Source organism: Umezawaea endophytica, from assembly GCF_025061645.1.
Classification (GTDB): Bacteria; Actinomycetota; Actinomycetes; order Mycobacteriales; family Pseudonocardiaceae; genus Umezawaea; species Umezawaea endophytica.
Window position 1 is genome coordinate 237,281 of the sequence record NZ_JANYMP010000007.1, and the last position, 21,916, is coordinate 259,196.

Below are 21,916 nucleotides of genomic sequence, written 5' to 3' on the forward strand. Positions count from 1 at the left end.
GGAGGACGACGCTAACCACGGCGTCGGCGCGCCGGAACGAGGCGGACGGCCAAGGAACGACGGATCTTCGCCAAGTCCCCGACGAGCGGTTCCGGGGCACGTTCTAGGGTGACCGCATGATTTTCTACACGGACGTGGAAAGCCGAACCCTGCGCAGGGCCGTCTACGGCGCGATGGTCCTGGTGTCGCACGCCGACCCCGGCCCGGTGGTCGAGGAGCGCTTCGCGGGTCTCAAGGCGATGGTGAACCTCTCTCGCGAGCTGCGCGAGGTGCTCGGCGGATCCCGCGTCCGCCTGCCGGAGGGCACGGACGCCGACCTGGAGCGCGCCGTCCTCGACGCGCTCGGCGCGTCCATGCGGATCCTCGCCGCGAAGGCGCCCGCCGAGGCCGAGTCGTTCCCGGCCGCGATGATCGCGATCTGCGAGGAGGTCGCCACGGCCGACGGCCAGGTGGTCGACGCCGAGGACGAGATGATCGGCAAGGTGCGGGCCGCGCTGGCGGTCTGACCCACGGTTCCGACGGCCACCCGCGACGCCACGTCGCGGGTGGCCGTTCTGCCGCGCCGCGGTGGCGGAAGCGGAGCGTGCGCGGGTCCCCGCGAACGTCGCTCGACCAGCCGAACACCGCGCACTTTCGGCGCACCGCACCGCCATTCGTGTGCGATTCATCCTTTTCGGTGACTGCGGATTGCTTTTCCGGCAGACGTGCAACCATCTGACGGGACGACCGGACGACAGGCCCACAAATTCATCAGGGCGATTCTCGTATTTGTCATCCCACATCCGGAGAAGAAATCAATGCGCGCTGCCGTCGATCGACCAGGCCCCGTCAGAAGAGCGTTCCACCCCGCCCGTGCGCGGGCGGTGGGCTCGTGAGGACGGCGCTGGTCGTGATGGACCTCCAGAACGACTTCTGCACCGGCCCGGCCGCCGCGGCGGCCTACCGCGGTTCCCCCGAGACGCTGGAGACCGTGACGTCGAACGCCGCGCGGGCCGTCGACGCGGCGCGGGCGCACGGCACGGAGGTCGTGTTCGTCCGCTACCTCGGCGACGTCGTGCGGAGGGGTCCGCGCAGGCAGCGGGACCGGCGACCCAGGTGCCTGGAGGGCTCGTGGGGCGCCGAGTTCCACAAGGTCGCGCCCGCGCCGGGTGAGGCGGTCTTCACCAAGCGGGCGTGCTTCGACGCGTTCCTCGGTGACGGGTTCGAGGAGCACCTTGCCGAGCGGGACATCGGGCACCTGCTGTTCGCGGGGCTGTACACCGACGTGTGCGTCGACTCGACCGCGCGGACCGCGTTCCAGAAGGGTTTCCACGTCACGGTCCTGACGGACTGCACGACGAGCATGCACCTCCCGGACGAGGAGATCCTGCGATTCATGAGCGTGGTCTACGGCGCTCGCACCACCACGCACGAAAAGCTGTTCACGGACGAGGAGGACAAGTGGTCGGCACCCAGCATCGGGATCCGGGCGTGGAGGACGGCGTCGGCTTGACGGCGCTCATGGTCGCGGCGGCGCGCGCGATCGAGACGCACCGGGGCGACAGCCTGGCGAGCGACCTCTACGCCGAGCACTTCGTCCGCGCGGCCAAGGCGTCCGCGGACTGGCCCGTCCGCGAGTGGGAGGTGCCGGACGGCGACGCGAACCCGCTGTGGGGTCGGCTGGCCCGCTACTTCGGCCTGCGGACCAGGGTCCTGGACGACCACCTGCTCCGGTCGACCCGCGCGGGCGCCCGCCAGGTGGTGCTGCTGGGGGCCGGTCTGGACGCGCGGGCGTTCCGGCTGGACTGGCCGCCCGGTCTCGTGCTGTTCGAGGTCGACCGGGAGGGCGTGCTGGACTTCAAGCAGGAGGTGCTCGACGGCCTGCACGCGACCCCGAAGCTGGTCCGCGAAGCCGTCGCGGTCGACCTGTGCGACGACTGGGCGGGCGCGCTGGTCGCGGCGGGCTTCTCCCCGACCCTGCCCACGGCGTGGCTGGTCGAGGGGGTGCTGCTGTTCCTGTCGAGCGCGGCGGAGGAGGGGTTGATCGACGCCGTGGACGGGCTGAGCGCGCCGGGCAGTTCGGTCGCGTTCGAGGTCAAGCTCGCCAGGGACCTGCCGGACACCCAGGACGACCCGCTGTACTCCGCGGCGCGCGGCCAGGTCGGCTTCGACCTGCTGGCGCTGCTCGACGCCGAGCCGCGCCCGGACTCCTCCGGCGCGCTGGCGGAACGCGGCTGGTCCACTTCGGTGCACACGCCGTTCGACTTCACCCGCCACCACGGCCGCGGCCCGCTGCCCGAACCGGACGACCCGTTGGCGGGCAACAGGTGGGTGTTCGCGGAGAAGCCCTCGCGCTAGCCGTCCAACACGGCCGAGCGCGGCGACAGGAGGACCCCGGCCGCGGCGCGGCGCGCACGGCCGGGGTCCGGTCACCGATCCATGCGTGATCAACACCGTGTGCCACATCACGCGGCAGGCCGCTCGCCAAATTACTGACAATGATTACCATTCCCCCGAGGCTGCCGACTGGCCCGCCGCCGGGAAAAGGGGAATGCGTGGCGCACCTGCTGATGATCGAGAGCTGGGTCGGCGCGATGAGCTCGCTGCTGCCCAGAGCCATCCGCGAGACCGGGCACCGCTTCACGTTCCTCACCCGCGACCTGCACCACTACCTGCGCTCGGCGCCGGGTGCGGGCCCGCACCCGCTGCTGGCGGCGGAGAACGTGCTCACCGCCGAGACGAACGACGTGCCCGCGCTGCTGACCCACGTGGAGCGCCTGCACGAGGTGCTGCGCTTCGACGGCGTGATCACGTCCTGCGACTACTACCTGTCGACGGTCGCCGCCGTCGCCGCGCACCTCGGCCTGCCGGGGCCCGATCCCCGTGCCGTGGACCGCGCCTACCGCAAGGACCTCACCAGGGCGGCGCTGCGGGACGCGGGCGTGCCCGGCCCGCGGTTCGAGCTGGCCGAGGGCTGGTCGGCGACCGCGAAGGCGGCGGCCGGGCTGGGCTATCCGCTGGTGGTGAAGCCGGTGGACCTGTGCGGCGGGATGCACGTCCGCAAGGTCGTCGACGAGGTCCAGCTCCGGGAGGCCTTCCTGGCGCTGGAGGCGTTCCCGGTCAACGCGCGCGACCAGCCGCGCGTGCCGACGGTGCTGCTCGAAGAGCTGCTGACCGGCCCGGAGGTGAGCGTCGAGACGGTGACCGCCGACGGCGTGACACACGTGGTCGGCGTGACGGACAAGAGCCTCGCGGGCGAGCCGTGGTTCGTCGAGAGCGGGCACATGTTCCCGGCCGACCTCACGACCGCCGACCGCGACGCGGCGGTGGGCACGGCCGTCGCGGCGATCGAGGCGCTCGGCCTGGACAGCGCGGTGGCGCACACCGAGGTCAAGCTGACCCCCGACGGCCCGAGGCTGATCGAGGTGAACCCGCGGCCTGCGGGCAACCAGATCACCGAGCTGATCCGCCGGGTGACGGGTGTCGACCTGCCCGCCGTGTTCGCCCAGCTCGCGGTGGGTGAAGCGCCGTCGCTGACGCCCGCGGGCACCGGCGTGAGCAGCGCCGCCATCTCGTTCCTGCTGCCCCCGCGCGCGGGACTCGTCGCGGGTGTCGACGGCGTGGACGCGCTCGACCGGGACCCCGGTGTCGTGGACTGGTCGGTCAAGCCTCCAGGCCACCGCGCGGGCGACCCCACCAGCAACAACACCTACCTCGGCCACGTGGTGGTCACCGACGTCGACGGCACGGGCGCGCGGGCCAAGGCCGAACGGGCGGTCGCCGGGCTGACCGTGCGGTACGCGGAGGAGCCCGCGTGAGCGTGCGGTCGACCCACCAGCCCGTCCCGTCCGTCGCCGACCTGGTCGCGCTGGTCCGCGCCGGAGCGCTCGGCCCGGACCCTGCGTCCACCACCGTGAGCGTCGGTTTCACCACCAGCCAGGGCGCGCGGCACGCGTCCAGGGGCCGGTCGTACCGCAACACCGTGGTGAGCCTGCGGATCGACCAGGCCGTCGGGTCGTGCGCGGTCGAGCCGGGCGACCTCACCGACGCCGACGTGCACGACTGCGTCGGCGCGACCGCCGCGGACCTGCTCGACCACCCCAGCCGGGCCATCCGGACCGCCGCGCTGGACGCGTACCTGATGAGCGCGCACCCGCACGAGCGGTCCGGCGCGCGGCAGGTCGTCGTGGGCGCGGGCTCGTCGCTGGAGAAGTCCCTTGCCCGCGCGTCGGCCGTGGTCGACCTCCTCGAAGCCGCACCCGGCCACCGCGTCCTCGTCGTCGGGGTGGTGAACTCGCTGCTGCACCACCTGCGCGCCCGCGGTCTGCGGTACGTGCCGTGTGACCTCAAGGGCGGCCGGACCGAGTGGGACGAGCCCGTCGTCACGGACGCGCTCGACGCGGTGGAGCACTGCGACCTCGTGCTCGTGTCCGGCATGGCCGTGGGCAACGGCAGCTTCGAACCGCTGCTGCGCAAGGCTTCCCTCGCCGAACGGCCGGTCGTCGCGTTCGCCCAGACGGCCAGCGCCGTGCTGCCGTGGTTCATCGGCGCGGGCGTGACCGCCGTGTCCGCCGAGCCGTTCCCGTTCTTCTGGCTCGACGGCGGCCCGACGACCATCTACCAGTACCAGCGGGAGCGCGCGTCGTGACACCACGCCGGAACACCCACCTGCTCGACCTGCTCGGAAAGACCCCGGTCGTCCGGATCGACACGCCGCTCCCCCACCGGCACAGCGGTTTCTGGGCGAAGCTCGAAGGGCTGAGCGCGGGCGGCATGAAGGCCAGGCCCGCCGTCGCGATGCTGCTGGCGGCCCGCGACCGGGGCGAACTGCGGCCGGGCGCCGTGGTCGTGGAGTCGACCAGCGGCACCTTCGGCATCGGACTCGCGTTCGCCTGCCAGGTCCTCGGCCACCCCGTGGTGCTGGTGGTGGACGACGAGCTGGAGCCGTCGATGCGAGCCATGCTGCGCGCCCACGGCGCCCGGCTGGAGGTCGTCGACCGCCCGCACGAGACCGGCGGCTGGCAGCGGGCCCGGCTCGACCGCCTGCGGTCGGTGCTCGACGACCTGCCCGGCGCCTACTGGCCGGACCAGTACAACAACCCCGACAACCCCAGCGGGTACACCGGTCTGGCCAGGGAACTGGCCGAGCAACTCGACCGCGTCGACGTCCTGGTGTGCAGCGTGGGCACCGGCGGCCACAGCGCGGGCGTGATCTCGGCGCTGCGCCGCTACTGGCCGCGCGTCCGGCTCGTCGGCGTGGACGCGGTGGGGTCGACCATCTTCGGCCAGCCCGCGCGGTCACGGGTGATGCGCGGGCTGGGCAGCAGCATCTACCCGCGCAACGTGGCCTACTCCGAGTTCGACGAGGTGCACTGGCTCGGACCGGTCGAGGTCGTGGACGCGTGCAGGCGGCTGGCCAGGGACTGCTTCGTCTCGGGCGGCTGGAGCACCGGCGCGGTGGCGCTGGTAGCCGCGTGGGTGGCGCGGGTCGAGACCGGCGCGAGCGTGGTGACGATCTTCCCGGACGGCCCGCACCGGTACCTCGGCACGATCTTCGACGACGACTTCTGCGCCGAGCGCGGCCTGCTGGGCACCGCGGCCGACCGGCCGATGGAGATCGGCCACGCCGAGGCCGTCGAGGTCGGCGGCTGGGCGCGCTGCCGGTCCGTGGTCGACCCGCGGCTGGCCGTGGGTGTGTCCGCGTGAAGCTGGGGTGGACGGTGCGGGGCCTCACCCTGCGGACGCCCCTGCGCATCTCGCGCTCGGTGATGGCCCGGCGGGACGCGGTCCAGGTGGTCGTGGAGCACGACGGCCTGCGCGGTCACGGCGAGGTGGTGACGAGCGTCTTCCACGACCTGGACCTCGACGGGATCCTCTTGTCCCTCAACGACTTCCGGGCGCTGGCGGTCGAGTACTCCGCACCGGGGGCGCTGCTCGCCGACCTGCCGGGGCTCGACCACCCGCCCGGCGTGCTGGCGGCCGTCGACGCCGCCCTGCACGACGTCATCGGCCGGGAGCGCGGGGTGCCCGTGCACGCGCTGGCCGGGGTTCCACTGTGGACCGACGCGCCGACGGCGTACACCATCGGCATCACCGACCCCGAGGACGCCGCCCTCCAGGCGAAAGCGCTGGCGGCCAAGGGCTTCACCCTGCTCAAGGTCAAGCTCGGCACGGAGCACGACGTCACCGCCGTGACCGCCGTCCACGCCGCCGCGCCGGGGACGAGGCTGCTGCTCGACCCCAACGGCGGCTGGACGCCGGAGCACACCGTGCGGGTCGTCGAGCTGCTCACCGCCGCCGGTGTGGTGGTGGACGCGCTCGAACAGCCCATCGCACCCGGTAACCCGGCCGGACTGGCGTGGGTGCGCGACCGGTGCGCCGTCCCGCTGATCGCCGACGAGGACGCGGCGACCGCGGCCGACGTGCGCGCGCTGGCCGGGCTCGTCGACGGCGTGAACGTGAAACTGGCCAAGTGCGGCGGGATCGGGCCCGCGTTGGAGATCATCTCCGCCGCTCGCGAGACCGGTGTGGACGTGATGCTGGGCTGCCTGGTCGCCAGTTCGCTCGGCATCGCGCCCGCCGCGCACCTGTCCGGGCACGCCCGGTGGGTCGACCTGGACGGCCACCTCCTGCTCGCGGACGACCCGTGGACGGGCCTCGGTGGCGAGGACGGCGTCCTGCGCCTGTCCGGCGCTCCCGGCCTCGGTGTGGCGCCGCGGTGACCACGCTGCGCTCGGTGCGGCGGTTCCCGCTGCCCGTCCGGCTGCTGCTGGTCAACCAGTTCGGCGTGAACACCGGCTTCTACCTGCTGATCCCCTACCTGGCCACGTACCTGGGCGGCGGTCTCGGCCTGTCCGCGGCGACGATCGGCGTGGTGCTGGGGGTGCGCACGCTCAGCCAGCAGGGGCTGTTCCTGGTCGGCGGCACGGCGGCGGACCGGCTCGGGCCGCGACGGGTGATCATCGTCGGCTGCGCGCTGCGGGCGGTCGGGTTCGGGCTGTTCGCGGTGGGCGAGTCGGTGGCCGTGCTGCTCGCCGCATCAGTCCTCAGTGGACTCGCGGGGGCGTTGTTCAACCCGGCCGTGCGCGCGTACATCGCCGTGGAGGCGCGGGAAGCCGACCGGGCCGAGGCCTTCGCGCTGTTCGCCGTCTTCGGCCAGGCCGGGGCGCTGGCCGGACCGGTGCTCGGCAGCGCCCTGCTGCTGTGGGACTTCCGCGTCGCGGCGCTGGTGGCCGCCGGGATCTTCCTGGTGCTGACCGTCGCGCAGGCCGCCGTGCTGCCCTCCCGGCCGGTGCCCGCGCGACGCGGCACCGTGCTCGGCGACTGGCGGGAGTGCCTGGCGAACCGGCGGTTCGTCGCGTTCACGCTCGCGCTGACCGGCATGTTCGCCCTCCAGAACCAGCTCTACCTGGTGCTGCCGCTGCAAGCCCAGCGCGCCACCGGGTCCGCGAGCGTCGTCGCGCTGATCTTCCTGGTGTCGACGGTCGCCACGCTCGGCCTCCAGGTGCGGATCACCCGCGCGCTGTCGGCCCGGCGGGCGCGGGGTCCGGCCATCGCGCTCGGGTTGGCGGTCATGGGATCGGGGTTCGTCGCGACGGCCGTGGCCGACGGCGTCGTGCCGGTGCTGATCGCGACGTTCCTGCTGTCCGTCGGCGTGATGATCGCCCAGCCGTTCGTCTACGAGCTGGTCCCCGGCTTCGGCCGCGACGAGCTGGCGGGCACGTACTTCGGCATGTTCTACCTCGCCTCCGGTGTGGTGGCGGCGCTCGCGAACGCGGCGATCGGCTGGACCATCGGCGCGGCCGGGTGGCTGACGTCGCCGCTGTGCGTGGCGATCGGCCTCGTCTGCGCCGCCGGTGTCGCGTGGCTGCACCGCCGTGGAGCACTCACCCGACCGGAGGTCGCGCGATGACCAACCTGCTCACGGACAACCCCGAGCTGTACGAGCACCAGTTCCCCGACCCCGACCACGTGGCCGCGCGGTTCGTCCACGACCTGGTGGCCCGCTTCGGCGGTGGCCGGGCCCTGCTCGACGTCGGCTGCGGCACGGGCCGCGACGCCGGGTACCTGGCGCGCGCGGGGTACCGGGTCACCGGGCTGGACAGCTCGGAGCGGATGGTCGGGCACGCACGGGAACACCACCCGGACGCGGAGTTCGTGCTCGGCGACATGCGGACGTTCGCGCTGGGGCGGCGGTTCGACGTGCTCACCTGCCTGGACAGCGCCCTGCTCTACAACCACACCAACGCCGACCTCGACGCGTTCCTGACCCGCTGCCGCGAGCACCTGGTGCCCGGCGGGCTGCTCGTCGCCGAGATGCGCAACGGCGCGTTCTTCCTGGGCAGCACCGAACTGCTCGACGGCGTCCGCACCAGGACCGTCACCTGGCGGGACGTGCCGTACACCTCGCACACCGAGCTGTGGATCGACCACGCCGACCAGCTCCTGCGCCGCCGTCGCGCCTGGGAGTGGCCCGGCCAGGACGAGCCGCTGGTGCAGCGCTCGGCGTGGCGGCTGCTGTTCCCCCAGGAGCTGCGGCACCTGCTCGGCCTCGCCGGGTTCGAGGTGCTGGCCCTGTTCGACCGCCCCGGCCCGCGCACCGACGAGCCGTGGACACCCGACGCCGATCTGATCACCACCCTGTCCGGGGACCGCCTGCACGTCGTGGCGCGCCTCACCGAAAGGACCCACCAGTGACCCTCACCCGCCGAGGTTTCCTCGGGCTGACAGCCGGGCTCTCGGCCGTCACGCTCACCGGCTGCGCCACCGACGCGCCCGCCCCCGCCGCGGCCGGTCCGCGCGGTGGCGGCAGGCTGCGGGCGGCGTTCGCGGGCGGTGGCGCCAAGGAGGTGCTCGACCCGCACCTGGCGAACCTGTTCGTCGAGGCCGCCCGGTCCAAGGCGGTGTTCGACAAGCTCGCCGACCTCGGCCAGGACGTGTCCGCGCAGCCCCGGCTCGCGGAAAAGTGGGAGCCCAGCGCCGACCTCCTGCGCTGGCGCATCACCCTGCGCGAAGCGGTGTTCCACAACGGCAAGCCTGTGCGCGCGCAGGACGTGCTGGCCAGCTACGCCCGGATCCTCGATCCCCAGCGGACGTTCCGGGCGAAGTCCAGCCTGTCGCTGATCGACCTGCCCAACAGCAGGGCGGTCGACGACCGGACCGTGGAGTTCGCGCTCACGCGGCCGTTCGTCGAGTTCCCCAACGCGCTGGCGGCGTTCGGGACGTACATCGTGCCGGAGGGGACGGAGGACTTCACCGCGCCGATCGGGTCGGGCCCGTTCCGCTTCGAGTCGTTCGCCCCCGGCAAGTCGGTGCTGCTCAAGAGGAACGCGGACTACTGGGAGGGCGCGCCGCACCTGGACGAGCTGGAGTTCGTGATCGCCAACGAGGAGTCGGCGCGGGCGAACGCCCTGCTGGGCGGGCAGGTCGAGTACGCGCACGACCTCACGCCCACGACCGCGCGCGCCAACACCGGCAGCGACCGGATGACCCTGCACCGCTCGCCGAACAGCGCCGTGCAGTCGTTCGCGATGAAGGTGGACCGCGCGCCGTTCGACGACCCGGACCTGCGCGAGGCGCTGTTCCTGCTGGCCGACCGGCCGCAGTTGGTGGAGGCGGTGCTCGGCGGCAGCGGCCAGGTCGGCAACGACCTGTTCGGCAAGGGCTACGAGCACTACGCCGACGACATCCCGCAGCGCGGCCGTGACCTGGACCGGGCGAAGTTCCTGATCCGCAAGGCGGGCGCGGAAGGGCTGACCGTCAGGCTCGACACCTCCACGGCGGCGGCCGGGATGGTCGAGGCGGCGACGGTGTTCGCCGACCAGGCCAAGGGGTCCGGGCTGACCATCGAGGTCGTCACGGGCAACAAGGACAGCTACTGGTCGGACACGCTGAAGAACGGGTCGCTGTCGAGCTTCCGCTCCGGCGCCATGCCGATCGAGACGCACATCGCGCAGCGGCTGCTGTCCGACTCCGGCACGAACGTGACCAAGTGGGCACGGCCAGAGTTCGACGCGCTGTACCGGAAGGCGGTGTCCACAGTGGACGAGACGGAGCGCGCCGCCGCGTACCGGGAGATGCAGGGTTCCCTGCACGCCCAGGGCGGTTACCTGATGTGGGGCTTCGCCGACTGGATCGTCGGTACGTCGCCGAACGTCGGCGGCGTCGCGACCGCGCCCGCGAACACCCTGGACTGGGCGCGGTTCGACCGGGTGTGGCTGGGGTGAGCCTGCGCCGGTACGCCGTCCGGCGGCTCGGCCTCGGCGTGCTCCAGGTGCTGGCCGTGGCGACCCTGGTGTTCCTGCTCGTGCGGGCCCTGCCGGGCGACGCGGCCGTCGCGCTGGCGGGCGACAACCCCGACCCGCGACGGATCGAGGAGATCCGGGTGGCGATGGGGCTCGACCAGCCTGCGCTGGAGCGCTGGTGGGCGTGGCTGTCGGGCCTCCCCCGGCTGGACCTCGGCGTCTCGCTGATCTCCGGCAGGCCGGTCTCGGAGTTCCTGCTCGACGGCCTCGGCCCCACGGCGGCGCTCGCCGTGCTCACCCTCGTGCTGCTCGTCCCGGTGTCGGTGCTGGTCGGCGTGCTGGCGGCGCTGCGCGAGGGCGGTGTGCTCGACCGGGTGCTCACGGCGATCAGCGTCGGGCTGCACTCGATCCCGGAGTTCGCGCTGGCCATCGTCCTGATCGCCCTGTTCGGCGTCCAGCTCCGCTGGCTGCCGCCGACGGCCGTCGGCGCGGGCGGGAACCTGCTCGCCCACCCGGAGGTGCTGGTGCTGCCGCTGGTGGTGCTGCTCGCCCGGCCGATCTGCTCGATCAGCAGGCTGGTGCGGGCGGGGATGATCGACGCGCTGGCGTCGGACCACGTGCGGCACGCCCGCAGGCTCGGGATCGGCGTGACGCGGATCCGGTTCGCCCACGCCCTGCCGAACGCGCTGGCCCCGGCGGTGCAGCAGGTCGCGCGGACCACCGACTGGCTGCTGGGCGGCGTGATCGTCGTGGAGGCGGTGTTCGTCATCCCCGGACTGGGCACCGCGCTGGTCGACGCGGTCGCGGGCCGCGACCTGCCGGTGGTGCAGGGGCTCGCGGTCGTCTTCGCCGTCACCACCGTGCTGGTGAACCTGCTCGCCGACCTGGCCGCGTTCCGGCTGGCGCCCCGATCGGCGGGGCTGGCGTGAGGGCCGTCGGCGGTCTGCTGGTCGTCATCCCGCTGGCGCTCGCGCTGCTCGGGCCGCTGGTCGTCCCGGACGAGCTGACCAGGGGTGCGCCGTTCGCGGCGGACCACCTGCTGGGCACCGACTTCGTCGGCCGGGACGTGTGGCACCAGGTGCTCGCGGGCGGTCGGACGGTCGTGCTCGTCGCGCTGCTGGCGACGCTCGGGTCCTACGCCGTCGGCGTGCCGTGGGGCGTGCTCGCGGCGACGTCGCGGCTCCGGCTGGTCGACGAGCTGGTGATGCGGCCGCTGGACCTGCTGCTCGCCGTGCCGTCGCTGCTGGTGCTGATCCTGGTCGCGGCCATCGCGGGCCAGGGGCTGGCGGTGCTGGTGGGCGTGGTCGTCCTGGTCAACTTCCCCGACGTGGCCAGGCTGTCCCGCGCCGCCGCGCTGGAGATCGCCGGGCGCCCGGCGCTGGAGGCGATGCGGATGCAGGGCGAGTCGTGGTGGCGGACGTCGATCGTCTACACCGGGCGGTCGATGCTCCGCACCGTGGCGGCCGACGTCGGCACCCGGCTGACCAGCGCCCTGTACCTGGTGGCGTCGGCCAGTTTCCTCGGTGTCGGCGTGCCGCCCGACGCCGCCGACTGGGCCGTCATGGTCGACCGCAACCGCGGCGGCCTGTTCCTCCAGCCGTGGGCGGTCGTCGTGCCCGCGCTGCTGGTCGTGTCGCTGTCGATCGGGCTCAACCTGGTGTTCGACCGCGCACTGCGAACCCGTTCGGAGGTCCGGGTGTGACCCCCGTGGTGCACGTCGAGGACCTGCGAGCCGTCGCGGGCGGGACCGTGCTGCTGGACGGCGTGAGCTTCGCGCTGGCGGCGGGCCGGGTGCTCGCGCTGGTCGGCGCGTCCGGCAGCGGCAAGACGACCACCGGTCTCGCGCTGCTCGGTGAGCACGCGCCGGGCGTCGTCGTGACCGGCCGGGTCTCGGTGGCCGGGCGGGTCGGGTTCGTCCCGCAGCACCCGTCGAGCGTGCTCAACCCCGTCCGCCGGATCGGCGGGGTGTTCCGGGAGATCGCCGCGGCGCGCGGGGGTCAGCACCTGGTCGCCACGGCGTTGCGGCGGGCACGGGTGCCCGAGGAGCTGCTGCGCCGGTTCCCGCACCAGCTCTCCGGCGGGCAGCAGCAACGGGTGGTGCTCGCGCAGGCGCTGGTCGGCGACCCGGCGGTGCTCGTGGCCGACGAGCCCACCACCGGTCAGGACCCGATCACCCGCGCCGAGGTCGTGGACGAACTCGCGGCGGTCGTGGCGCAGGGCGTGGCCGTCGTGCTGCTCACCCACGACCTGGACGTCGTCCGGGCGCTGGCCGACGAGGTCGTGGTGCTGCGCGGGGGCCGGGTCGTGGAGGCGGGCCCGGCCGACGACGTGCTGACCCGGCCCCGGCAGGAGTACACGCGCGCCCTCGTCGCCGCCCAGCCTCGGGTCACCGTGCCCTCCGAGGCCCCGGACACCGTGCCACGGCTGGAGGTCCGCGACCTGACCGCGACCCACCGCCGGGCCACCGTCCTGCACGGGGTGGACGTGGCGGTCGGCGCGGGCGAGTGCCTGGCCGTCGTCGGGCGGTCCGGGAGCGGCAAGACCACCCTCGCCCGGTGCGTCGCCGGGCTGCACGAGTCCCGCACCGGTGACGTGCTGCTCGACGGCCGGGGGCTGGCCCGCTCGCTGCGCCGCCGCTCCAGTGCCGACCTCGCGGCGGTGCAGTACGTGTTCCAGGACGCGCGGGGGTCGTTCGACGAGCACCGGAGTGTGCTCGACCAGGTCGCCCGCACCGCCGTGCGGCTGCGCGGAACGTCCACTTCGGACGCTCGACGGGGCGCGCTGGACGCGCTGGCCGGGGTCGGGCTGGACGAGTGCACCGCGGCCCGGCGCCCGGCGGGCCTGTCCGGTGGCGAACTCCAGCGCGCCGCGCTCGTCCGGGCTCTGCTCGCGCGCCCGGACGTGGTGGTCTGCGACGAGATCACCTCCGGCCTGGACACCCTGACCCAGGCGGCGCTGCTGGACCAGCTCGCCGACCTGCGCGCCGCGCACGGCTGCGCGCTCGTGCTGATCAGCCACGACCTCGGCGTCGTCGCCCGGCTCGCGGACCGCGTCGCGGTGCTGCACGAGGGCCGCGTCGTCGAAGCGGGCCCGGCCCGCGCCGTGCTCGGCTCCCCCACCCACCCGGTGACCACCGGCCTGCTCGGCAGTGCGGGCCGACGAACAGAGGAGAAGCGGAAGTGACCAGGTACCACCGCGAAGTCGGCCCCTACGAGGTCCGGCCCGCGACCGAGGCGGACCTGCCGGGCGCGCGCAGCGTCATGCTGGACACCTTCTACCACGAGTTCGGCTACGGCTACCGGCCCGAGTGGCACGCCGACGTGGTCGACCTGGCCGGGGCGTACCTGGTCCCCGAACGGCACGCGCTGTTCGTGGCGACCAAGGGCGACGAGGTCGTGGCCACCACCGGCGTCCGCTCGACCGCGCCGAAGAGCCCGCCGCACCCGGCGTGGCTCGCCGAGCGATACCCGTCCGGACCGACCGCGCAGCTCTTCCGCGTGTACGTGCGGCCCGAGCACCGCCGCTGCGGCCTGGCGAAGGCGCTCGTGGCGCTGGCGACGGAGTTCGTCGCCGACATCCCGAGCTACGAACGCCTGTACCTGCACACCGACACGCGGATCGAGGGCGCCGAACCGTTCTGGCGGTCGGCGGCCACCGAAGTCCACGACAACCGCGACGGCGACCCGATCAGCTTCCAGACCGTGCACTTCGAGATCCCGCTGGCCCGGTAGCGCGGGTCAGCACCCGGTCGAGCGCCACGGCCCCTGCCGCCAGCGCGCCGAACAGGAGCCCGACGACGACGCAGTTGACCAGCACCGCCGGGTAGCCGAGGACTCGGACGTCCAGGAACGGGTACGGGTAGAAGTCCGCGAACGGTCCGCGGACGAGCGTGAACACCAGCCACGCCAACGGGAACACGAGCGAGAGCAGGACGACCCTGGCACCGGCTGGCGCCCGCGGGCCGAACAGCAGCCAGCCCACGACGGTCAGCAGCGGTGACGCGGTGTGCAGCAGGAAGTCCGCCAGCGCCGCGTAGCCCTGCAACTCCTGGAGGCCCGCCAGAGCGAGGTGGAAGACGATCCCGGTGACGGCGATGCCGACCAGCCCCGCCAACCGGAAGACGCGGAACACCGTGGACGGGCGGTTCGGGTTCGCCGCGAGCAGCCCGGTCGTCACGCAGACGATCACGTTGGACTGCACGGTGAAGAAGCAGTACATCGTGAACAGCCGGGCCCCGACGGAGTCGCCCCGGCCGCTGGTCCCGCTCAACACCATCTGGACGACCAGTCCCACGAGGACGACCAGCGCCGTCGCGCCGAACCAGAGCCGGGCCGTCGTGCGCTTGTCCATGTGTGCCAACCCTCAGCGGTTCCGGAGTCCGGAACCCTGTCTACTGGCAGGCCCGGTCGGGCGACACCCGGAGCCGCCGAGTCCGCCCGACCGGGTGACGGGTCAGCGGGTCAGCGGGTCAGCGGGTCAGCCGGAACGTCGACACCACCGCCGGGGCGTCGAACACCAGGAACACGTCGTGCGTGCCGGACGCCCTCGCCAGGTCGGCGGAAACCGTCCGGAAGGTGTACTTGTCCGCGGTGGCGGGGAGGTCGACGACGCCCAGGACGCGGCCGTCGACCGGGTCGTCCAGGCGGACCGTCAGCCGGGCCCCGGTCGGGCTGGAGGCGGTGACGGCGACGCGCTGGGCGTTGGTGAGGCGGGCGTCGCGGTAGGCGAGCCGGCCACCCGCGGCGACCGACGCCGACGTGCCGCCCGACTTGCTGGTGTCGGTGAGCGTGACGCCCGCGTAGTCGTCGAAGTTCTGCGCCTGCGTCGGTTTGCCGAGGTCGCGGTCCGGGATCCGGTCCGCCGCGACCACGACGGGCAGCGTGCGGACGATGTCGGTGGCCGACCGGCCGACCGAGAAGTCGTACCGGCCGCCCTCCACCACGGACTTCTCGCGCGTCACGTCCCAGGTCGCCAGGTCGGCGGCCTTGACCGTGAGCGTCACGGTCCGGCGTTGCCCCGCGGGGACTTCGACCTTCTGGAACGCCCGCAGCCGCTTGTCGGCCTTCGGGGCGCGGCCGTCGCGGGCGCTGGTGTAGAGCTGCACCACGTCCGCGCCGTCGCGGGAACCGGTGTTGGTCACGTCGACCCGGACCCGCACCACGCCGTTCGCGGTGGTGACGGGCCGGTCCACCCGCACGTTGTCGTAGCGGAACGACGTGTAGCTCAGGCCGTACCCGAAGGGGTAGAGCGGGGTGCCCCGGTAGTACTGGTAGGTCATGCCGGTCTTGGCGATGTCGTAGTCGAGGATGCTCGGCAGGCCCGCGTCCGAGGCGTACCAGGTCTGGGTGAGCCGCCCGCTCGGGTTGCGGTCGCCGAACAGCACGTCCGCGAGCGCATGACCCGTTTCCTGGCCCGCGTGGGTCGTCCACAGCAGACCGGGGACGTCGTGGGCGTCCCAACCGGTCGTGGGGTAGCTGTTCTCCACCACCACGACGGTGTTCGGGTTGGCCGCGCGCACGGCGTCGACCAACGCCATCTGCGCCGGGGCGAGTTCGGTGCTCGCGCGGTCGTTGTCCTCACGGCCGTTGATGAACGGCATGCTGCCCACGACGACCACCGCCGTGTCGGCCCCCTTGGCCGCCGCGACGGCCGCGTCGACGCCGCCCGCCAGCACCTCGCGGGAGAACCTCGTCGCGCCTGCCGCGTCGGGCGCGGAGAACCGGAGCACGCCGTCCGCGCCGACCACGCCGAACCTGTTGGGCCCGAACCAGGGTTGGGTGACCTCGTTGCCCGCGTACTCGACCACGACCGACCCGTCCGGCTGGGTGGCCAGCTTCACCTGCTGCTGCACGAACCAGCCGTTGGGCTGGGCGGCGTTGTTGACGAGCGCGCCGCCGGAGTAGGTGAGGTACTTGCCGTTGGCGACGGTGCGCAGGGTGGACTTCCCGGTGCCCCAGTCGAACACGTCGAACGACTGGGGCGCACCGGCCGTCCCGCCGTCCTCGACCAGCGCGCCGCCCGCCGGGTCGGTCGACGCCGTCAGGTAGCGGCCGGTGGCGGGGTTCTTCAACGCGATCCGGTCCACGCCCTCGGCGGACGCCACGGTGCCGCCGAACCGCTCCCGGACACCCTGCAACGGGGTCACGCGGTACGGCATCGTGCCGCTGTACCAGTCCTCGTACAGGGTGTCGGCCAGCGGGCCGACGACGGCGATCTTCCTCGACCGGCCCGCGTTCAGCGGGAGGACGTTCTTCTCGTTGCGCAGCAACACCACCTGCTCGGCGGCGGCCTGCCGCGCGAGCGCCCGGTGCTCCGGCGCGCCGATGACGTCCGGGGTGATCCCCGCGTACGGGTCGCGGCCCGGCGGGTCGAACTCGCCCAGCCGGAAGCGCAGCGACAGCAGGTGCCGCACGGCGTCGTCGACGTCCGCGACGGTGAGCGATCCCTGTGCCAGCGCGGCTTTCACCGCCGTGACGGTGGGGACGCCGTTCACGCCGTCGTCGGTGAAGCTGTCGAGGCCCGCCTTGATCGCGCCCGCCGCGGCGTCCGCCTTGGTGGCGAAGTAGCCCTGCGAGTTCACCAGGTTCGTCGGGGCGCCCGCGTCGCTGACGATCGCGATGTCCCGCTCCGACCACGACCGCACGGCGCCGTCGAGGTCGGGTTCCGCGGTGGTGGGCCTGCCGTTGACCAGGTTGTACGACGGCATGACGGCGTTCGCCGCCCCGGCCCGCAGCACCGGCTCGAACGCCTGCTGGTCGTAGTCGCGCAGGATCCGCGGCGGCACCGAGGAACTGGTGGTGGACCGGTCGACCTCGTTGTTGTAGGCCAGGTAGTGCTTCAACGTCGCCGCAGTCCGTAGGTGGTCCGGGTCGTCGCCCTGCATGCCGCCGCCGTACGCGGTGGCGATCCGGGCGGTCAGCAGCGGGTCCTCGGAGTAGCCCTCCTCGTTGCGGCCCCAGCGCGGGTCGCGCAGCAGGTTCACCACCGGCGCCCACACGTTGAGGCCCCACACCGTGGGGTTGCGCGCGTGGAAACCGCGCGCCTCGGTGCCGACGGCCGTGCCGACCCTCTTCACCAGGTCCGGGTTCCACGTGGTGCCGAGGCCGAGTGCCTGGGGGAACACGGTTCCGTCCGCGTAGACGACGTCGCCGTTGTGGTCGTAGTCGGTCGACCAGGCCACGCCGTGCAGCGCCTCGGTGCCGGTCTTGAACACCGCCATGCCCAGCCGCGGGATCGCGGGCTGGTACTGGTGCAGCAGCGACACCTTCTCGTCGAGGGTGAGCCGCCCGAGCAGGTCGTCGACCCGCGCGGCGAGCGGGAGGTCCGGGTCGCGGAACGGGGGTGGAGCGGCGGAGCCGACCCCCACCGGGGCCGCCAGCACCGCGGCCACCAGCAGTGCCAGGACGCGCCTCACCGGTGTTCCGCCCATGGTTCCACCTTCGCAGAAGATCGTTCGTCGAATCGGTTCGATGAAATCCACCCAGGACCGCCCAGCACTATTGCACCGCTGTTACAAGGGGGTCAAGGAGCGTTCGGAGTAGCCGCCCACAACGCTCTGACCTGCTACGGAAATACTGAATCGGACACGACCTGGGCGTTCGACGAATTCGACAGTCGAATAGCCGTCGAATGCGCGAAAAAGGTTGTGCGGAACTGGCGCTTCACTTACCTTCGAACGAAATCGATGCGCTTCGACGACGAGGAGCACGCCATGGTCACGATCCACGAGGTCGCCCGTGCGGCGGGTGTCGCGCCCAGCACGGTCTCGTACGTGATCAGCGGCAAGCGCTCGATCTCGCCGAAGACGAAGCGGCTGGTCGAGGAGAGCATCCGCAGGCTCGGCTACCACCCGCACGCCGGGGCGCGGGCGCTCGCCAGCAGCAGGACCAGCGTGCTGGCGCTCGTCGTGCCGCTGCGCACCGACCTCAACGTGGCCGTGGTGATGCAGTTCGTCGCCTCGGTGGTGAAGGCGGCGCGGGACCACGACCACGACGTCCTGCTGCTCACCAAGGACGAGGGCCCCGCCGCGCTGCAACGGGTCGCGTCCTCGGCGCTGGCCGACGCGCTGATCGTCATGGACGTGGAGAGCGACGACCCGCGCGTGCCGATGCTGCTCGCGCTCGACCGGCCGGTGGTCCTGATCGGCGCGCCGGACTCGCCGAGCGGGCTGCCGTGCGTGGACCTCGACTTCACCGCGGCGGGCGCGGTCTGCGTGGGCCACCTGGCCGACCTGGGCCACCGCTCCATCGCGCTGGTCGGCCCCTCCCCCGCGGTGTACCGGCGCGGCACCAGCTACGCGGCGCGCTTCCTGCGCGGCTTCACCGACGCGGCTCGCGCCCGCCGGGTGAAGGCCGTGCCGCGGTCGTGCCAGCACTCCTACGACGCGGTCAGCTCGGGGCTGGACGAGCTGTTCGCCCGGCACCCCGACGTCACGGGTCTGGTGGTGCACAACGAGGCCGTGCTGCCCGCCGTCCTCTCGGACCTGCGCCACCGCGGCCGCCGGGTGCCCGAGGACGTGTCGGTCGTCGCGGTCTGCCCGGACAGCATGGCCGAGAACCACCCGGTCGCCCTCACCACGGTCGCGATCCCGGCCGAGGAGGTCGGCGCGCTCGCCGTGGAGATGACCGTCCGCAGCCTGGGCGGCCACACCAGCGCGGAGACCCGTCTGCTCGCCCCCAGGCTGACCGTGCGCGGCAGCACGACGCACGTCTGAGCCCCCACCTCGTTCCTAGGAGTTCCGATGAGCACGACCAAGCGCGGCTGGACGCTGTCCGCGACCGCACTGCTGGCACTGGCGATGACCGGCTGCTCCCCCGCCCCCGCTCCCGGTGGAGGGACCGGGGAAGCGGCCACGACGATCACCGAACTGGACTACTACGCCGACGCGCAGGGCTCGGAGGCGTGGCAGAAGATCCTCGACGCGTGCTCCCGGCAGACCGGCGTGAAGATCGAGCGGCAGGCGATCCCGGCCGCGCAGATGCTGCCGAAGGTGTTGCAGGGGGCCAGTTCGAAGACGCTGCCGCACCTGCTGTTCACCGACAACCCGACGCTCCAGCAGGTCGCGGCGACCGGCGCGCTCACACCGCTGACCGACTACGGCATCGCCACCGACGGGTACTACGACAGCATCGTCAAGGCGGGCACCTACCAGGACAAGGTGTACGGCCTCGCGCCCGGCGTGAACGGGCTCGCCCTGATGTACAACAAGGACCTGCTCACCGCGGCGGGCGTGCAGCCGCCGACGACGTGGGAGGAGCTGAAGGTCGCCGCGACGAAGCTCAGCGGTAACGGGAAGTACGGGCTCGCGTTCTCGGCGCTGCCGTCGGAGGAGGGAACCTGGCAGTTCCTCCCGTTCTTCTGGAGCAACGGCGCCGACCTGGCCCACCTGGACTCGGCGAAGTCGGTGGAGGCGCTGAAGTACGTGACCGAGCTGGTGAACGCGGGCGCGGCGTCGAAGTCGGTGGTGAACTGGAGCCAGAACGACGTGGCGGACCAGTTCGTGGCGGGCAACGCGGCCATGATGGTCAACGGCTCGTGGAACCTCGCCCGGCTGGACGCCGAGACGTCGCTGAAGTACGGCGTGGTGCCGATCCCCGTGCCGCAGAAGGGCGGCAAGCCCACCGTCGCGCTCGGCGGCGAGGTCGGCGCGATCCCGGCGACCGGCGGCCCGACCCAGCAGGCGGCGGGCAAGGTGCTGGCCTGCGTCCTCGCCGAGCCGACGATGCTGGAGTGGAGCAAGGCCCACGCCTACGTGCCGTCCAAAGTGGACGTGGCGAAGAAGTTCGGCGAGCAGAACCCGCCGATGAAGGCGTTCGTCGAGGAGGTCGAGACCGCACGGTCCCGCACCGCGGAACTCGGCGAGAAGTACCCCAAGGTGTCGGCGGCGCTGGCGGCGGCGATCCAGTCGTCGCTGACCGGCCAGCAGCCCGCCGAGCAGGCACTCGCCCAGGCGCAGCAGGCGAGCGGGTCGTGACGCTGACGGCCGGCCGGGTGTCGCCGGGACGCCGCCGCACCGGCTACGCGGGGTTCGCGTTCCTCGCGCCCGTGCTGCTGTACGTGGTGGTGTTCTTCGGCTACCCGCTGGTCGCCAACCTCGTGATGAGCGCGCAGGACTACACCGTGCGCTCCTTCTACACCGGGCAGGCGCCGTTCGTCGGACTGGCGAACTACGCGGCCGTGCTGGCGAACCCGCTGTTCACCACGGCGGTGCTGAACACGGTGCTGTTCACCGTCGGGTCGATCGTCTTCCAGTTCGGCATCGGCCTGGCGCTCGCGGTGTTCTTCAGCGGCCGGTTCCTCGGCAGCGCGACGCTGCGGTCGCTGCTCCTGCTGCCGTGGCTGCTGCCGCTGGTGGTGAGCGGCGCGGTGTGGCGGTGGATGTTCGACCAGGACCACGGCGTGCTCAACGCGCTGCTGCGCCTGGTGGGCGCGCCGGTGCCGTGGCTGACCAGCACGACGTGGGCGCTGCCCGCCGTGATCATCACCAACATCTGGATCGGCGTCCCGTTCAACCTGGTCGTGCTGCACGGCGGGCTGCGCGCGATCCCGGCCACCCTGTACGAGGCGGCGGAACTGGACGGGGCCGGGGCGTGGCAGCGGTTCCGGCACATCACCTGGCCGCTGCTGCGCCCGGTCACCGGGATCGTGCTGATGCTCGGGTTGGTCTACACGATCAAGGTGTTCGACGTGATCATGGTCGTCACCGGCGGCGGCCCGGCGAACTCGACCCAGACGCTGACCACGTGGTCCTACGCGCTGTCGTTCCGCGACTTCGCGTTCGGCCAGGGCGCGGCGGTCGGGAACCTGCTGATCCTGGTGGCGACCGGCTTCGGGCTGCTGTACCTGCGCTCGCTGCGGTCCACGCTGGCGGAGGCGGCGTCGTGAAGGCCGGCAAGACCCTCGTGGGCGTGCTGGTCGTGGCCGTCCTGCTGTTCCCGCTCTACTGGATGGTCAACGCGTCATTCCAGCCCAGCGGCGCCCTGCTCAAGCCGTCGCCGGACTGGTTCCCGGTGGCAGGCACCCTCGACGGCTACCGCAAGGCGCTCGGCACCCAGGGCGGCCACCTGCTGTCCAGCGTGCTGATCGCGCTCGGCACCGTCGTGGTGTCGCTGATCATCGCCGCCCCGGCCTCCTACGCCTTGGCACAGCTCAAGGTCCGCGGCGCCACGTCGATCGTCTTCGCGCTGCTCATCGTGCAGATGATCCCCGGCATCGTGATGGCGAACTCGCTCTACACGGTGTTCGGCAACCTCGGGCTCATCGACAGCTACCTCGGCCTGGTGCTGGCCGACTCGACGGCCACGATCCCGTTCGCCGTCCTGCTGCTGCGCGCGTTCATGGTGTCCGTGCCCCGCGAGCTGTCGGAAGCGTCCCGTGTGGACGGTGCCGGGCACTGGCGGACGTTCTTCTCCATCATCCTGCCGATCAGCCGCAACGCGCTCGTCACAGCGGGGCTGTTCTCGTTCCTGTTCGCCTGGGCGGACTTCCTGTTCGCCGTCACCCTCACCACCGGCCAGTCGTTCCAGCCGATCACCGTCGGCATCTACCGGTTCGTCGGCAACCAGTCGGCCGACTGGAACGGCGTCATGGCCACCGCCGTCCTGGCGTCGGTCCCCGCCGCCGTCCTGCTCGTCATCGCCCAGCGCTTCGTGGTCGCCGGTCTCACCAGCGGCGCCGTGAAGGACTGACCCCTT

General features: G+C 72.6%; 20 protein-coding genes. 18 read left to right on the forward strand and 2 right to left on the reverse strand.

Annotated elements, in window-relative coordinates; all coding sequences use genetic code 11:
- Nucleotides 1-116 precede the first annotated feature (116 nt).
- The 14 genes from NZH93_RS17400 to NZH93_RS17465 all read left to right on the forward strand — a co-directional run bounded on the left by NZH93_RS17400 (nucleotide 117) and on the right by NZH93_RS17465 (nucleotide 13,954).
- On the forward strand, nucleotides 117-506 hold the full coding sequence (locus NZH93_RS17400; protein ID WP_259624144.1) for a tellurite resistance TerB family protein: 390 nt from the start codon (nucleotides 117-119) through the stop codon (nucleotides 504-506).
- Nucleotides 507-871: 365 nt separating this feature from the next.
- Nucleotides 872-1,492 carry a cysteine hydrolase family protein gene (locus tag NZH93_RS17405; protein WP_259624145.1) on the forward strand — a complete coding sequence of 207 codons (621 nt, stop codon included), beginning with the start codon at nucleotides 872-874 and terminating at the stop codon, nucleotides 1,490-1,492.
- The gene (locus NZH93_RS17410) at nucleotides 1,441-2,337 is read left to right on the forward strand and encodes a class I SAM-dependent methyltransferase (RefSeq protein ID WP_259624146.1); all 897 of its coding nucleotides are present in this window, start codon (nucleotides 1,441-1,443) and stop codon (nucleotides 2,335-2,337) included. Before NZH93_RS17405 ends, NZH93_RS17410 begins: the two co-directional genes overlap by 52 nt.
- A gap of 197 nt (nucleotides 2,338-2,534) precedes the next feature.
- Complete coding sequence (locus NZH93_RS17415) at nucleotides 2,535-3,797, forward strand: ATP-grasp domain-containing protein (protein ID WP_259624147.1); 1,263 nt, start codon at nucleotides 2,535-2,537, stop codon at nucleotides 3,795-3,797.
- On the forward strand, nucleotides 3,794-4,627 hold the full coding sequence (locus NZH93_RS17420) for a Rossmann-like domain-containing protein (RefSeq protein WP_259624148.1): 834 nt from the start codon (nucleotides 3,794-3,796) through the stop codon (nucleotides 4,625-4,627). Before NZH93_RS17415 ends, NZH93_RS17420 begins: the two co-directional genes overlap by 4 nt.
- A complete protein-coding gene (locus tag NZH93_RS17425) occupies nucleotides 4,624-5,685 on the forward strand; it encodes a PLP-dependent cysteine synthase family protein (RefSeq protein ID WP_259624149.1) in 1,062 nt (353 codons plus the stop codon). Before NZH93_RS17420 ends, NZH93_RS17425 begins: the two co-directional genes overlap by 4 nt.
- Entirely contained in the window at nucleotides 5,682-6,701 is a 1,020-nt protein-coding gene (locus NZH93_RS17430) for an enolase C-terminal domain-like protein (protein WP_259624150.1), read from the forward strand. Before NZH93_RS17425 ends, NZH93_RS17430 begins: the two co-directional genes overlap by 4 nt.
- The gene (locus NZH93_RS17435; RefSeq protein WP_259624151.1) at nucleotides 6,698-7,891 is read left to right on the forward strand and encodes an MFS transporter; all 1,194 of its coding nucleotides are present in this window, start codon (nucleotides 6,698-6,700) and stop codon (nucleotides 7,889-7,891) included. The genes NZH93_RS17430 and NZH93_RS17435 overlap by 4 nt, the downstream gene beginning before the upstream one ends.
- A complete protein-coding gene (locus NZH93_RS17440) occupies nucleotides 7,888-8,676 on the forward strand; it encodes a class I SAM-dependent methyltransferase (protein WP_259624152.1) in 789 nt (262 codons plus the stop codon). Before NZH93_RS17435 ends, NZH93_RS17440 begins: the two co-directional genes overlap by 4 nt.
- On the forward strand, nucleotides 8,673-10,205 hold the full coding sequence (locus NZH93_RS17445) for an ABC transporter substrate-binding protein (RefSeq protein ID WP_259624153.1): 1,533 nt from the start codon (nucleotides 8,673-8,675) through the stop codon (nucleotides 10,203-10,205). Before NZH93_RS17440 ends, NZH93_RS17445 begins: the two co-directional genes overlap by 4 nt.
- On the forward strand, nucleotides 10,202-11,152 hold the full coding sequence (locus tag NZH93_RS17450) for an ABC transporter permease (RefSeq protein WP_259624154.1): 951 nt from the start codon (nucleotides 10,202-10,204) through the stop codon (nucleotides 11,150-11,152). The genes NZH93_RS17445 and NZH93_RS17450 overlap by 4 nt, the downstream gene beginning before the upstream one ends.
- Nucleotides 11,149-11,925, forward strand: coding sequence for an ABC transporter permease (locus NZH93_RS17455; protein WP_259624155.1), 777 nt, complete (start codon nucleotides 11,149-11,151; stop codon nucleotides 11,923-11,925). Before NZH93_RS17450 ends, NZH93_RS17455 begins: the two co-directional genes overlap by 4 nt.
- Nucleotides 11,922-13,406: an ABC transporter ATP-binding protein gene (locus NZH93_RS17460; protein ID WP_259624156.1), complete on the forward strand. Its 1,485-nt coding sequence runs from the start codon at nucleotides 11,922-11,924 to the stop codon at nucleotides 13,404-13,406. The genes NZH93_RS17455 and NZH93_RS17460 overlap by 4 nt, the downstream gene beginning before the upstream one ends.
- Nucleotides 13,403-13,954, forward strand: coding sequence for a GNAT family N-acetyltransferase (locus NZH93_RS17465; protein ID WP_259624157.1), 552 nt, complete (start codon nucleotides 13,403-13,405; stop codon nucleotides 13,952-13,954). Before NZH93_RS17460 ends, NZH93_RS17465 begins: the two co-directional genes overlap by 4 nt.
- On the opposite strand, the gene NZH93_RS17470 is transcribed toward NZH93_RS17465, so the two are convergent.
- The gene (locus NZH93_RS17470; protein WP_259624158.1) at nucleotides 13,911-14,573 is read right to left on the reverse strand and encodes a Pr6Pr family membrane protein; all 663 of its coding nucleotides are present in this window, start codon (nucleotides 14,571-14,573) and stop codon (nucleotides 13,911-13,913) included. The two genes, NZH93_RS17465 and NZH93_RS17470, sit on opposite strands and share 44 nt — an antisense overlap.
- Nucleotides 14,574-14,691: 118 nt before the next feature.
- Nucleotides 14,692-17,652: a glycoside hydrolase family 3 protein gene (locus NZH93_RS17475; protein ID WP_259624159.1), complete on the reverse strand. Its 2,961-nt coding sequence runs from the start codon at nucleotides 17,650-17,652 to the stop codon at nucleotides 14,692-14,694.
- Nucleotides 17,653-17,934: 282 nt separating this feature from the next.
- Here NZH93_RS17475 and NZH93_RS17480 point away from each other — a divergent pair, with 282 nt between their 5' ends.
- From NZH93_RS17480 to NZH93_RS17495, 4 genes are read left to right on the forward strand one after another with little or no spacing between them, the layout of a single operon-like run.
- Entirely contained in the window at nucleotides 17,935-18,936 is a 1,002-nt protein-coding gene (locus NZH93_RS17480; RefSeq protein WP_259624271.1) for a LacI family DNA-binding transcriptional regulator, read from the forward strand.
- Between the two features lie 27 nt (nucleotides 18,937-18,963).
- Nucleotides 18,964-20,196, forward strand: coding sequence for an ABC transporter substrate-binding protein (locus NZH93_RS17485; RefSeq protein ID WP_259624160.1), 1,233 nt, complete (start codon nucleotides 18,964-18,966; stop codon nucleotides 20,194-20,196).
- A complete protein-coding gene (locus NZH93_RS17490; protein ID WP_372506665.1) occupies nucleotides 20,193-21,107 on the forward strand; it encodes a carbohydrate ABC transporter permease in 915 nt (304 codons plus the stop codon). The genes NZH93_RS17485 and NZH93_RS17490 overlap by 4 nt, the downstream gene beginning before the upstream one ends.
- Complete coding sequence (locus tag NZH93_RS17495; protein WP_259624161.1) at nucleotides 21,104-21,910, forward strand: carbohydrate ABC transporter permease; 807 nt, start codon at nucleotides 21,104-21,106, stop codon at nucleotides 21,908-21,910. The genes NZH93_RS17490 and NZH93_RS17495 overlap by 4 nt, the downstream gene beginning before the upstream one ends.
- The last annotated feature ends 6 nt before the right edge of the window (nucleotides 21,911-21,916 follow it).